Source organism: Thermostichus sp. MS-CIW-25, assembly GCF_054060015.1.
Genome location: NZ_JBSSCS010000004.1, coordinates 128,654 through 141,031 on the forward strand (window position 1 = coordinate 128,654; position 12,378 = coordinate 141,031).

Annotated in this window: 14 protein-coding genes and 1 pseudogene; 3 read left to right on the top strand and 12 right to left on the bottom strand. The window is 56.6% G+C overall.

What is annotated here, in order from left to right:
* Window positions 1-82: 82 nt before the first annotated feature.
* From ACVWZ1_RS03000 to ACVWZ1_RS03010, 3 genes are all read right to left on the bottom strand, one after another.
* On the bottom strand, window positions 83-337 hold the full coding sequence (locus ACVWZ1_RS03000; protein WP_457502478.1) for a hypothetical protein: 255 nt from the start codon (window positions 335-337) through the stop codon (window positions 83-85).
* Between the two features lie 121 nt (window positions 338-458).
* Window positions 459-887 (bottom strand): urease subunit beta, encoded by a 429-nt coding sequence (locus ACVWZ1_RS03005; protein WP_414383119.1) that lies wholly within the window; start codon window positions 885-887, stop codon window positions 459-461.
* A 71-nt stretch (window positions 888-958) separates the two neighbouring features.
* The gene (locus ACVWZ1_RS03010) at window positions 959-1,261 is read right to left on the bottom strand and encodes an urease subunit gamma (RefSeq protein ID WP_011433938.1); all 303 of its coding nucleotides are present in this window, start codon (window positions 1,259-1,261) and stop codon (window positions 959-961) included.
* A 359-nt stretch (window positions 1,262-1,620) separates the two neighbouring features.
* On the opposite strand from ACVWZ1_RS03010, the gene ACVWZ1_RS03015 reads away from it, so the two are divergent.
* The 3 genes from ACVWZ1_RS03015 to ACVWZ1_RS03025 all read left to right on the top strand — a co-directional run bounded on the left by ACVWZ1_RS03015 (window position 1,621) and on the right by ACVWZ1_RS03025 (window position 4,950).
* Window positions 1,621-2,790, top strand: coding sequence for an HrcA family transcriptional regulator (locus tag ACVWZ1_RS03015; protein WP_457465939.1), 1,170 nt, complete (start codon window positions 1,621-1,623; stop codon window positions 2,788-2,790).
* Between the two features lie 53 nt (window positions 2,791-2,843).
* Window positions 2,844-3,827: a tRNA lysidine(34) synthetase TilS gene (gene tilS / locus ACVWZ1_RS03020; RefSeq protein ID WP_457465937.1), complete on the top strand. Its 984-nt coding sequence runs from the start codon at window positions 2,844-2,846 to the stop codon at window positions 3,825-3,827.
* 226 nt (window positions 3,828-4,053) lie between these two features.
* Window positions 4,054-4,950 (top strand): PKD domain-containing protein, encoded by an 897-nt coding sequence (locus tag ACVWZ1_RS03025; RefSeq protein ID WP_457502479.1) that lies wholly within the window; start codon window positions 4,054-4,056, stop codon window positions 4,948-4,950.
* A 51-nt stretch (window positions 4,951-5,001) separates the two neighbouring features.
* Here the strand turns inward: ACVWZ1_RS03025 and ACVWZ1_RS03030 are convergent, their stop codons facing one another.
* The 9 genes and pseudogenes from ACVWZ1_RS03030 to ACVWZ1_RS03070 all read right to left on the bottom strand — a co-directional run.
* Window positions 5,002-5,418: an arsenate reductase ArsC gene (locus tag ACVWZ1_RS03030; protein WP_414357575.1), complete on the bottom strand. Its 417-nt coding sequence runs from the start codon at window positions 5,416-5,418 to the stop codon at window positions 5,002-5,004.
* Between the two features lie 17 nt (window positions 5,419-5,435).
* Complete coding sequence (arsB, locus tag ACVWZ1_RS03035) at window positions 5,436-6,446, bottom strand: ACR3 family arsenite efflux transporter (protein ID WP_457502480.1); 1,011 nt, start codon at window positions 6,444-6,446, stop codon at window positions 5,436-5,438.
* 396 nt (window positions 6,447-6,842) lie between these two features.
* The gene (locus ACVWZ1_RS03040) at window positions 6,843-7,529 is read right to left on the bottom strand and encodes a VanW family protein (RefSeq protein ID WP_457465932.1); all 687 of its coding nucleotides are present in this window, start codon (window positions 7,527-7,529) and stop codon (window positions 6,843-6,845) included.
* Window position 7,530: 1 nt separating this feature from the next.
* On the bottom strand, window positions 7,531-8,355 hold the full coding sequence (locus ACVWZ1_RS03045; protein WP_457465930.1) for an anti-sigma factor domain-containing protein: 825 nt from the start codon (window positions 8,353-8,355) through the stop codon (window positions 7,531-7,533).
* A gap of 48 nt (window positions 8,356-8,403) precedes the next feature.
* Window positions 8,404-9,045 (bottom strand): sigma-70 family RNA polymerase sigma factor, encoded by a 642-nt coding sequence (locus ACVWZ1_RS03050; protein ID WP_457502481.1) that lies wholly within the window; start codon window positions 9,043-9,045, stop codon window positions 8,404-8,406.
* Between the two features lie 83 nt (window positions 9,046-9,128).
* The gene (locus ACVWZ1_RS03055) at window positions 9,129-9,746 is read right to left on the bottom strand and encodes an ABC transporter permease (RefSeq protein ID WP_414418133.1); all 618 of its coding nucleotides are present in this window, start codon (window positions 9,744-9,746) and stop codon (window positions 9,129-9,131) included.
* Entirely contained in the window at window positions 9,743-10,711 is a 969-nt protein-coding gene (locus ACVWZ1_RS03060; protein WP_457502482.1) for an ABC transporter ATP-binding protein, read from the bottom strand. Before ACVWZ1_RS03060 ends, ACVWZ1_RS03055 begins: the two co-directional genes overlap by 4 nt.
* 25 nt (window positions 10,712-10,736) lie before the next feature.
* Window positions 10,737-11,636 carry a glycine betaine ABC transporter substrate-binding protein gene (locus ACVWZ1_RS03065; RefSeq protein ID WP_457466062.1) on the bottom strand — a complete coding sequence of 300 codons (900 nt, stop codon included), beginning with the start codon at window positions 11,634-11,636 and terminating at the stop codon, window positions 10,737-10,739.
* A gap of 135 nt (window positions 11,637-11,771) precedes the next feature.
* Window positions 11,772-12,378 (bottom strand): annotated as a pseudogene (locus ACVWZ1_RS03070) (RNA-guided endonuclease InsQ/TnpB family protein); the annotation flags it as partial.

Consider the following 12,378-nt stretch of genomic DNA (forward strand, 5'->3'; position numbering starts at 1 on the left):
AGGCTTGCCAGTGCCAGAAGGGAGTAGGGGTGGTCGCGTTGGCATTCTCGAGTCGGAGACCGGACAAGTGCCGGGCGATGTCTCAAGCTTGACTGTGGAGCACTGCCGCTGCCGAGCTGACGGGCTGGGATCCCCTCTGTTGTCGCCGGCTTCGCCAGAGCCAGTAGCTCCGCAGCAGTTGGCCATCTCCAATGAGCTTCAACATCACCGCCACCGTCGCACCTGTCCAACTGAGAGGCCCAAAGGCGGTGCCTGCTGCTGCCAACAGCGCCAACCCAGAAAGATTTAGCCCCAAGCCTTGCACCCACATCCACAAGATAGTCTCGCGTTCTGACATCTGCCCGCTCCTAGGGGAGAAATAGGATAGCCCTACTGTCCTGAATCTGAGCGGAGACGGGGATGGGGTTGAACCTTGGCACGGCTGCCCAAAGCTGCACACTTGGGGGGGGCGGTACTCCCTAGGGATTGGCTGCTTGACCCATCCACTCCTGCAATCGGGCCAGGGCCAGCCGCTTTTGGGCGGCAGAGCGTACCGTACCCTCCGTGAGCCGATTGAAGCCATGCACCAACCCCTTGCCCCCCAAAGCCACCAGCGTCACCCGATGGGTTTGGCCTGGCTCAAAACGCACCGCATTGCCGGAAGGAATGTTGAGGCGCATGCCAAAGCTGGCGGCGCGATCGAAAACCAGGGCTCGGTTCACCTCAAAAAAGTGAAAATGGGATCCCACCTGAATGGGCCGATCCCCTCGGTTGGTAACCTCCAGGGTCACGGTGGCCCGCCCGACGTTGGCCTGGATGGGATCCTCTGCCAGCAGCAGTTCCCCTGGGATTAGGGCTGGCTCCGCGTTGGCGCCAGGCGTGGTTTTGGATTTGCGGCCAGAGGGCATGGGGACAACCTCCTGAAGTTTTTCGGTCTTTGGAGCATCTGGGGGATCCCTGAAAGCGGGCAGCCCCGACGCTAGCGAATGGGATGGTGCAAGGTAACCAGCTTGGTGCCGTCGGGAAAGGTGGCTTCCACTTGGATTTCGGGGATCATCTCCGGGATCCCGGGCATTACGTCCTCGCGGGTCAGCCACGTCAGCCCCTCGCTCATCAATTGGGCGACCGTTTTCCCTTCCCGCGCCCCCTCCAAAACCGCTGCGCTCAAGTAGGCCACTGCCTCAGGGTAATTGAGTTTGAGGCCCCGCTGCCGCCGATCCCGAGCCAACTGGGCAGCCAGGTAGATCAACAACTTGTCTTTCTCCTGGGGGGATAAGTACACGGGACAACCTCAAAGATACAAAAGGATACAGGGGGGACAGCAGCAGGCCCAGTTGGCCTAGAGTTGACTCAACTTTATATCACCTCTGGGCAAAAAAAGGGGTCTAGGCTAGAGGGGATTTCCCTTTCTCCTGCACAACCCACAGCCTCAACCTCTTTCGGCATTGGGTGTTGCGACTCCCTTCCTGGGCAACCCGTCATGAAAGAGTAACAATAGATGCATACAGATGTATTTAGACGCGAAAGTTTGTCTAGATTCGTATCTCAACCCTGAGTTGGTCTATCCTGGAGCAATTTACCGGCTCTGTTTAGCACTTCCCTTTAGATAGATAGGTGTTGACTGGGTTCTTTTGATCGGCTATGAAACTCGAACTGACTCCCCGCCAGCGGAAGATTCTCTGGGCGACGGTGCGCAGCTACATTGCGACGGCTGAACCTGTCGGTTCCAAAACCTTGGCCCAGTCCTATAACTTTGGGGTGAGCACGGCCACCATTCGTAACGACCTGGCCACCCTTGAGCAGGTGGGGTTACTGTTTCAGCCCCACACCTCCGCCGGACGGGTTCCCTCCGACTTTGGCTATCGGGTTTATGTCAACGATTTGTTGACCTCCGCCAACAGCGGTGGGATCCCTCACGATGCTCCTCAGCCGGATCCCCATCCTGCCCTGCAACAGTTGATGGATCAGCTTGGCCGTGAGCTGGGAGATGACTTGGACAGTCTCCTACAAAGGGTGGCCCAGCTTTTGGCCCATCTGAGCGGTTGCATTGCTCTTATCACCCCTCCTCAGGGGCCGGTGGTAGCCATTCATCATGTGCAGTTGGTGTCGGTAGCGCCAGGGCGGGTGATGGTGTTGGTGGTGACCGACTCTTATCAAACCCATTCGGCTCTGGTCAGCCCCCCCGACTGGCCCAGCGACTCCCGCGAGGATTTGGAAGATGAACTGCAATTGCTCAGCAACTTTCTCACTCTGAAGCTGCGGGGCAAAACCTTTGCCGAGCTGCAAGATCTGAGCTGGCTAAAACTGGATGAAGAATTTCGTACCTACAGCCATTGGCTGCAGCAACTGCTGCGCTCGGTGGTGCAACGGTATCTGCAGCCCTCGCTGGGACAGGTGTTCAGTGCCGGCATGGCCGAGTTGATGCGTCAGCCGGAGTTTTCCCAGGCCCGGCAGGTGCAGGCGGTGATGCAGTTGATCGAGGAGGGAGCCAAGCAACTGCAGGGGATGATCGGGCTCCATTTTGCCGATGGGGGTGATCCGCAGTTGGCGCATCTGCCTCCTCTGCCGAGCTCAACGGAGATGGATCAAGAGTCAGGACAGCCTGCCCCCAAGATCCCGGTGATCATCTACATTGGCAGCGAGAATCCACTGGAGTCTCTGCACCACTGCACGGTTATCGCCTCCACTTACCACCGTCGCTCGGCTCCTCTGGGCACCGTCACCTTGCTGGGGCCGACCCGAATGGCCTACGAACGCAGCATTGCTGCTGTGCAGGCGGTGGCCTCTCATCTGACCCGGGCTCTTGCCTAAGGGATCCCATGAAGGCAGGCAGGGTCTGGGTTGTACGTGAGCAATAGCAAGCTGTGGCCAGGCTCTCTCCTCTCCACCTGCGGGTACAGTGCGCCATTCGGCAGCGGCAACTTCTTCACCCTGGCCAGCGGCTGCTGGTGGCTTTTTCGGGCGGGCAAGATTCTTTTTGCCTGCTCCAAATCCTGCGGGATCTACAGCCTCGCTGGGGCTGGCAGATATTTGTTCTGCATTGTGATCACCGCTGGTCGGCAGATGAAACGGAGTGTGCCCGCTTTTTGCAGGGGTGGCTGCAGCAGCAGGGACTACCTCATGCTGTTGAGACTGCGGATCCCATCCGCCGAGACGAAGCAGGGGCCAGGGCTTGGCGCTACCAACAACTGGAGAAATGGGCCCGCATCTGGGATTGCAGCGCCGTGGTGATGGGGCATACGGCCACGGATCGAGCAGAGACGTTTTTGTGGAACTTGTTGCGGGGAACAGGAGCCGCCGGGCTGAGCAGCCTGGATTGGCAGCGGCACCTAGACGACCGGGATCCCACCTCTGCCCAAGTGGTGCGACCCCTGCTGGAGCTATACCGTTGGGAAACCGAGCAATTTTGCCAACAGCACCAATTGCCGGTCTGGCCGGATCGCAGCAACCAAGATCTGGCCCATGGCCGCAACCGCCTCCGCCTAGAGGTGATGCCTTACTTGAAACAGCACTTCAACCCGCAACTGGAAGCGGCCCTGAATCGGGCTGCCACACTGCTGCAAGCAGAACATGAGCTGGTGGTAGCTCAAGCAGCTCAGCTATGGCCACAGGTATATGAGCCCGCTTTGCCAGGGCTGCGACGGGATCCCTTGCGGGCTGCCCCCTTGGCTCTGCAGCGGCAGGTAATGTTCCAGTTTTTGTCCCTGGTGTTGCCCCACCACCCCACCTTTGAACAGGTAGAAGCCGGGATCCAGCTCTTAAAAGCAGACCGAGGCAGCCGTAGCCCCGATTATCCAGGTGGGCACTGGCTGGAAGTGAAAGGGGATCACTTGGTTTGTTTCCATTAATGTTTCCATTAATTTTTCCATTAATTCCACTTCCCCGAAGGGAAGCAACGCGACGCTGCCCAACGCCGATCTGTCAGCCTGTCTGTTTCCATTAATTCCACTTCCCCGAAGGGAAGCGACTGATTCATTAATAGTAAGTATCACCACTGATTGTGGCAATACTTGGATACGATTAGCATCTTATGGTAATAATACAGGCCCGAGTCCATTGGCTACAGCACCTGATATGACCACCGCATTTGTACCTACCCCATCACAATGGGCAACCAAGACAATAGATTTAAGCCCGTATGCTTCTCAAACCGCCGCCAGAATCAGATTTCAATTGCGAAGTGGATGGGGAAATGTTACTTATCTGGATGATATAAACATTAGTGCTGCAACCAATACACCACTAAGCGCTTCTTTTAATGTTTCATCAACTAACATCTGTGCAGGGCAAAGTATTACATTTACCAATACATCTACCAATGCTACTTCCTATAGCTGGTCCTTCCCCGGCGGAACTCCTTCAACAAGTACGGCTGCCAGCCCTACTGTAACATTTAATTCAGCGGGGACATATACTGTAACATTAACAGCTAGCAATTTAAACGGAACAAACACGGCAACAGCCAGTATTGTGGTGAATCCTTTGCCCACACCTACTATAAGTGGTGGCGGTACTATTTGTCAGGGAAGCTCTGTAAATCTTACTGCTTCTGGTGGTAATAGTTTTACTTGGAATACAGGTGCTAATACTGCTTCCATCAATGTAAGCCCTGCATCCACTACTACCTATACCGTTACAGCCACAGCTACTAACGGATGTACAGCAACTGCCACTGCATCGGTTACAGTACTTAACTGTTCTTCGCTGGATGAAGTGATGAATACCTCCAACTTTTTGGTGCATCCCAATCCGGCTACTGATATGATTACCATTGCTCTGCAATTGGCTTCTGCCGAACCGTTGAAAGGAGAACTGATGACAACACTGGGTCAGGTGTTGCAGCAATTTACCATTGCTCCATCTCAGCAGCAAATAACTTTGATCACAGACGGATTGTCTTCTGGAATTTATCTTCTTAGAATATCTGACGGAAAACAAGCGATAACACAACGCATCATGGTTGTAAAATAAATCAGAAAGCCCCGTAACCGGGGCTTTTTTGTTTGTGTTTTCTTACTAGGATTAAGCAATGATAGTCTTTGAAAATTCTTCGCAGAATGTGCGTATCTCATTTCGAACCATACGAAATGCATGCATAATTTCTTCTTCACTTCCGGTTGCTTTGGCAGGATCAGAAAAACTATGATGTATGCGAATGGAATTACCTGGTATGTACGGACAGTTTTCTCTGGCATGATCACATACCGTGATGATGTAATCAAAGGGTATGTTTAAGTATTCATTTACATGGTTGCTGGTATGATGACTGATATCAATTCCATCTTCCTTCATGATTTGTATGGCTCTCGGATTTACGCCATGCATCTCAATACCGGCACTGTAAATATGAGCTTTACCTTGTAACAGATTTTCTAAATAACCATGTACCATTTGACTACGGCAGCTATTACCTGTGCATAAAACCAAGATTTTTTTCATGCTATGAATTTTTTAATTTAATACCTCCAACTGTTAGCGATGGCTACCAACGATAACATGATGGGTACTTCTATGAGTACACCAACCACCGTGGCTAACGACGCACCTGAATTAAGACCAAAAAGTGATATGGCCACGGCAACTGCGAGTTCAAAAAAATTACTGGCACCAATCATCGCAGCCGGTGCACAAACCGGATGTGATAAACGGAGCAATTTTCCACCCAGCCAGGTTATAAAAAATATGAAGTAGGTTTGAATGGTCAGTGGTATGGCTATCAACAAAATGGTGTATGGATGATCCAGTATGTGTTCGCCCTGAAAGGCAAAGAGTAAAACCAGGGTTGAAAGCAATGCTAGTATGGAAACAGGACGAAGTGCCGGAAGAAATTTTTGTTCAAACCAATCCTTTCCTTTTCGTTGAAGCAATATCCGATTGGTCAGATAGCCCGTAGTTAGCGGTATAACAACAAAAACAACCACCGAAGTAATCAGTACTTCATACGGTATCTGTACGTTGGTTACTCCCAGCAGCCATTTTACAATGGGTACAAATGCAACCGGCAGAATAAGATCGTTGACTGAAACTTGTATTAACGTATAATTGGCATCGCCTTTTACCAAATAACTCCACACAAACACCATGGCTGTGCAGGGTGCGGCACCCAGCAGAATGGCACCTGCCAGGTACTGGTCTGCATCTTCCGGAGTGATCCAGGTAGCATACAGATTTTTAAAGAAAATCCATCCAAACAATGCCATGGTGAAAGGTTTGATCAGCCAGTTTACAGTAACTGTCAGCGCCAGCCCTTTCCAATTTTTTGAAACACCGCCTATCGATGAAAAATCAATCTGTACCATCATCGGGTAGATCATCATCCAAACCAACACCGCTACCGGAATGTTGATGGTATATATATGCCAGCTTTCAAGCACCGAAACAGAATTCCCCAGTATTTTCCCAAGACCAATGCCTGCAGCAATGCATAGCGAGACCCAAACGGTAAGGTATTTTTCAAAAAACTTCATGGGTTGAAATTTAATTACAGCGTTTCCATTAATTCCACTTCCCCGAAGGGAAGCGACCCCCCCCCATTATAACCCTTACCCAGAGCGGGATCCAGGGGCCTAGATCGACAGGGTCTCGTTTAAGGACTCCGTCCCGCTGGCGCGAAAGGACTCCGTCCCGCTGGCGCGATCGGCTGCAATTTCCCCTTATTTTTCTCCGCCGAGGGGCCTGAAACCCTTGCCCAGAGCGGGATCGACCGGGTCAACGGAAGAATCAGGGTTTGAGGCTTGTCGCCGACCCTGTCGCTAACTGGGTTGGTGTAGAAATTGACATGGATCCTCCTGCCCCCCTTGAGGTTGCTGGGGAGCTGCCTCTGAGAAGCGGAAGCAGGGGGCCAATGAGGGCAAGATGAGAGGCTAGGGAGCGACGACATAGCGATCCTGGGAGAGGCGCTCGTTGCCCCGATACACGCTCACCTGCAAATGCTGGGGATCCAGCCGGTGCCGCTCTACACGGATGGGCGGGATCCTCAGGGCGCGGCGGGATCCCCGTCCCAGCACGGACACGATCAGATTTTGGCCGCGGATCTGAACTCGCAAGCGCACCGGCCAGGGGAAAGGGTTGCGCAGCTTGAGGTCGGCCAAGCCGTACCAAACGGTGGCATCCAGGCCAGGGGGCACCGATTCCACCTGCCGGTAATGGGGGTGCCTCTCCACCACCTCCAGCCCTGCCAACAGAGCAGCATTGTAAAGGCTAGAGGACACCTGACAGATTCCTCCCCCAACCGAATCCAGGGTTTCGGCCACCATAAACACCGGCGCGGGCACATAGCCTCGTTCCAGGCTGCGGGGCCCCACCACTTGGTTGAAGGAAAAAATCGCTCCTGCCTGTTCCCGTGAGCGTGCTGCAGGCATGATGTAAACCCCATCCAGGCTTTGGGCGGCTTGGCGAATGTTGTGGAGCTGAGAAGGGGTACGCTCCCGCAAAGAAGTCACGTAGTGGCTTAGGGTTGTTGGCGTGGGATCCGTCCACCACAAAGCCAGAAGGGCCAGCAGCACCCCCACCAACACAGCTAACCTTTGCAGGCCAACCTTTCCTCTCACCTCACACTTTGCCCTTCAGAAGGGGTTTCAAGGACTCCGTCCCGCTGGCGCGAGCGGGCAGTTGACGGGAGCCGGTCGCAATCACCAGCTCTTGGGCACGGGCACCTGTCGGCAGCGTGCGGGATGGGCGTAGGGCCACCAGGGCAGAGCCTTGGGCATCCACCTGAAAGTCGCCACAGTAGAGGAACTCGCCATTGTCCAGCTTGAGCCAGAGGGAGTAGCGCTCCCCCGCCACCGGTTGGGGCAGATCCCGTGCGGCCAAGATAACCTCCTGCCAGTCTCCTGGGCGAAACAGCACGTTGGCCGTCCCCGCCTCCCCCTGCAAATGCACCAGACGGGATCCCGGCTGTTGCAAGAGATGGGATAATGCCCGCACCGATTCTAGCTGGGCCAGTTGCAGAGCTTGCCGCAGTCGCCAGTTGTCCAAGCTGAGCAGAACCAAAATTGCCGCCACCAAGCCTCCCAACCAGCGCCACCCCACCCCAAAAGCAGGCAGTGGAGAGTGAAGGGGGACTGCCATCTCCTGCTCGCGTAAGCCGATAGCCCCCACCTCTGCCATCACCTTATCGCGCAAGCTGGCAGGCGGGAGTACTCCTGGCAATCCGTAGGGCAACAATTCCAAGGTTTCTTGCAAGGCTTGCAGTTCGGCCACCAGCCGAGGGTCTTGAGTTAGGCGTGCCTCTAGAGCACTCGCCTGCTCGGGAGACAAGTCCCCCAGCAGATAGCCGGCCAGTTCTTCCCGTTCCTCTGTTAAAGGGGGCGAGGTGGATAAGGACTCCGTCCCGCCGACGCGAAAGGACTCCGTCCCGCTGACGCAATCAGACATGGCCATCCCGACACCAGAACTCAACTCCAAACCTAGGACTCCGTCCCGCTAACGCGAGCAGAAACCCAGAAGGGCGCGCAGGGATCCCCGCAATTTGCAGAGAGCTTGGCGAGAGCGGGTCTTAACCGTCCCCAACGGGATCCCCAATTGGCGAGCAATGTCCGCCTGGCTCAACCCTTGGTAATAGAGCAACTCCAGGATCTGCCGTTGGTTTTCGGGCAATTGGCTGAGGGCCGCTTGCACCGCTTGCCGCCGCTCCTCGATGGAAACCTGCTCAAAAGGGAGCGGGATCTTGCTATGGGACTCCGTTCCGTCAACACGAACGGCGCTGAGAAGGGTTTGCCAGCGTTTCAACAGAAGTTGATGGCTGCCCTGAGAACGCAGACGGTCAATGGCCCGCGAACGGGTCAGCACGCATAAAAAACTGCTCAGGGATCCCCGCCGAGGATCATAGCCGGCCTTGCGCCACAGCTCGACAAACACCTCCTGAGTCAGGTCTTCTGCCTCGGCCACGTGGCCCAGGATCTTGAAGGCCAGCCCATAGACCAAGCCGGCATAGCGATCGTAGAGCGCAGCCAGAGCAGCAGGTTGCCCCGCCTTGAGCGCTTCCATCAGCTCCCAATCGGCGCGGGATGACCAATCTCTCACCCGCTCACGCCAGCGGGACGGAGTCCCTGGTTGCTCACCCATGCTACACCCAGTTTCGCCCCACACAACTAGAGGATAAACCTGCCCGATCGCGCCAGCGGGACGGAGTCCTTAAGTCTACCCCCTCAGCCACGACGGGCCGCCCATTCCAGGCTGAGCAAGGCTGTGTTCACCAGCAAGGCCAGGGATCCCACCGCCAGGGATCCGGCCCAGATCTTGTCGTAGCGACCGGCCTGGGCAATGCCATCGAACAGCAGGGTGCCCAGTCCTCCCGCCCCAAACTTGGCCCCCACGGTGGCAATGGCAATGGCCACAATCGCCGCCAAGCGCAGCCCTGCCAAGACAATCGGCAGCATGAGCGGCACCTGCACCTGCCACCACCGTTGCCAGAAGTTCATCCCCATGCCCTTGGCCGCTTCCAGAATGGCAGGCTCGACCGAGCGCAGGCCCACGCAAAAGTGGCGCACCAAGATCACCTGCGTGTAGATCACCATCGCCACCACCACCGAGCGGGCATTCAGGCCAAACCAGGGCACCAACAAAATAATCAAAGCCAGGCTGGGCACCGTGTACAGGATGCTGAGGATCCCCATGACCGGCAGGGCCAACCAGCGCACCTGATGGATCAGCAGGGCCAACGGCAGCGCCAGCACCACCGCCATGCCCAGGGTCATCCCCACCATCGCCAAATGCTCTTGGGTGAGCTGCCACACCAGGCCGGGATGGCTGAGGAGATAGCTCACGCGGATCCCCCCTCCAGCATGGCCAAGCTGCGAATGTGATCCAAGGTCAGAACCCCGATGGCCCGCCCGTCTTCCCACACCGTCAGGGCTGCCGCCCCTGTGCGCAACAGCAGGGACAAGGCTTGCCGCAAAGTTGCCTGGGGCCTCACCATCGCTCCCTCTTGGATTTTGTGGTTGTGCGGGATCCCGGCCATCGCCGTTTCCACCCGCAGCACACTCAGTTGCCGCACCATGTCATCTGCCCCCAGCAGTTCCTTAACAAAGGGAGTAGCCGGCTGGGTGAGCAGCCGAAAGGGAGTATCGAACTGCACCACCCGCCCCTTCTGCATCACCAAAATGCGATCCGCCAGGCGCAGCGCCTCCTCCACATCGTGGGAGACGAACAGGATGGTTTTTTTCAATTGCCGTTGCAGGCGCAGGATCTCATCTTGCAGCTTGCTGCGGGTAATGGCATCGATGGCCCCAAAAGGCTCGTCCATCAGCAGCAGCCCTGGATCCCCGGCCAGGGCCCGAGCCAGACCGACCCGCTGTTGTTGTCCGCCCGACAGTTGAGCAGGGTAGCGGTTTCTGTACTCATGGGGGGGCAAATTAACCAAGCTGAGCAGCTCGTCCACCCGCTCGCGGATGCGCTCCTTCGCCCATCCCAAAAGTCGCGGCACCACCGCCACATTCTGGGCCACCGTCATGTGGGGAAACAGCCCCGATTGCTGGATAACATAGCCGATCCGCTGCCGCAGAGCCGTGACGGGAAACTGGCGGATATCCCGCCCGTCCAAGCGAATCTGCCCCTGGGTGGGATCCAGTAGGCGATTCACCATTTTCAGAAGGGTGGTTTTGCCGCAGCCAGAAGGCCCCAAAATGACCACCAACTGGCCCGACTCCACGGAAAAACTGCACTCGTCCACAGCCGGCTGGGAACTGTGGGGAAAGCGCAGCGACACCCGCTCGAACTCAACGGTGCTCACCTCAGGGCCTCGTGCAAGGGCAAGATTATTTCTTCAGGATGCCGGCTTCCACCAAGAAGGCTCTGGCCACCTCCGCCGGCTCCTTGCGGTTGCCGCTCACCTCGTAGTTCAACCGCTGCATCACCTCATCCGTCAGCAGAGGGGAGAGGGCATTCAAAGCAGCGGCAATGCCGGGGTTGGCCTCCAGGGTATCCTTGCGCACCACCGGCGCCACCTGGTAGGGGGGGAAAAGCTGCTTGTCATCCTCCAGCAGCACCAGGTCAAAGGCGGCAATTTCCCCATCGGTGCCAAAGGCCACCGCCACATCCGCTTCCCCATTGACCAAGCCCTGGTAGCGCAGGCCGGGATCCACCGCTTTGTAGGCTTTGAGCCGAAAATTGCCGTAAGCTGCTTGGATCCCGGGTAGTCCATCTTCGCGGGCTTGAAACTCCGGCGGCCCGATCATCACCAGCTCGCCCGCTTTGGCCACCATGTCCGAGATGGTGGCGATGCCCAGCTCAGCCGCTCTAGTTCGGGTCATGGCCAGGGCCTGAGTGTTGTTCATGGGGGCGGGATCCAGCCAAATCAATCGGAACCGGCTCTCGTACTCGCGGGCCACCGTCGCGTACACCTCTGCCGGGTCGCCGCTGGTGGGCAACTTGAGCACTGTCAGCAGGCCAGTGCCGGTGTACTCGGGGTAGAGATCGATCTCGCCGCTCAACAAGCCCGCATGAGCTACCGGCGTGCCCCCCAGGTTGAGCTTGCGCTCCACCGTGAACCCTGCCGCCTCCAGGGCTAAGGCGTACATTTCCCCCAGAATAAACTGCTCGGTAAAGTCCTTGGAGCCGACGATGATGGGCCTGGCGAGGCCCCTCTGGGGAGCGAGAACAAGAACCGCCAGCCCCAACAGGGCTAGCAGGGCCAAGCGACGAGTGGTTTTCAGCATAGACAAGGTGAGAAGGGATCCCAAACTCAAGATCAAGGGGCCCTGCCAAGAGAGTTCCGGCCTGGGCCAGGAAGTTTTGGCTGTCAAACCACCATTAAACCATTATTTTCCCTGAGCCTTGACATACTCCCCTGCCTAAAGGCAGGGGATTCTGGTTCCTGGTTCTGCGACAGCACTTACCGTGTCAGGTTGCCCCTCCACAGCAGCGGTGCTCATCGCGGCAGCGGGCCGTAGGCCTTTCTCCCCAGGCGTTCCCCCTTTCGGGGCGGTTCCCTTTTGCCCAAAGGTACCGTTGCTCCACTCCTCACCCAACAGCTCCAACCCTTTGCGCAGGATGTTGATGGCCGCATTCTCATCTCGGTCAATCACCACCCCACACTGCGGGCATTGATGGGTGCGAGTGGACAGCGTCTTCTTCACCCGGTGGCCACACCGAGAACAGTCCTGACTGGTGTACTGGGGCGGCACGGCCACCACCACCTTGTTCAAGACCTTCCCGTAGGAGTCCAGCCACCCGGTGAATAAACTCCACCCGGCATCGTGAATAGTGCTCCGCACCGCTTACGCGAGCGACTTGGCCAAGTGGTGATTCCGCACCAAGTTGCGCACCGGCAAGTTCTCATACGCCACGATGTCGCTAGACAAAGCGCTCCGCGCCGCCGTAGGCGAGCACCACGCACCGGGCCAGCTTGATGACCCAGTCTCTACGCTGGCGTTGGACTTTGAGATGCACCTTGCCCAG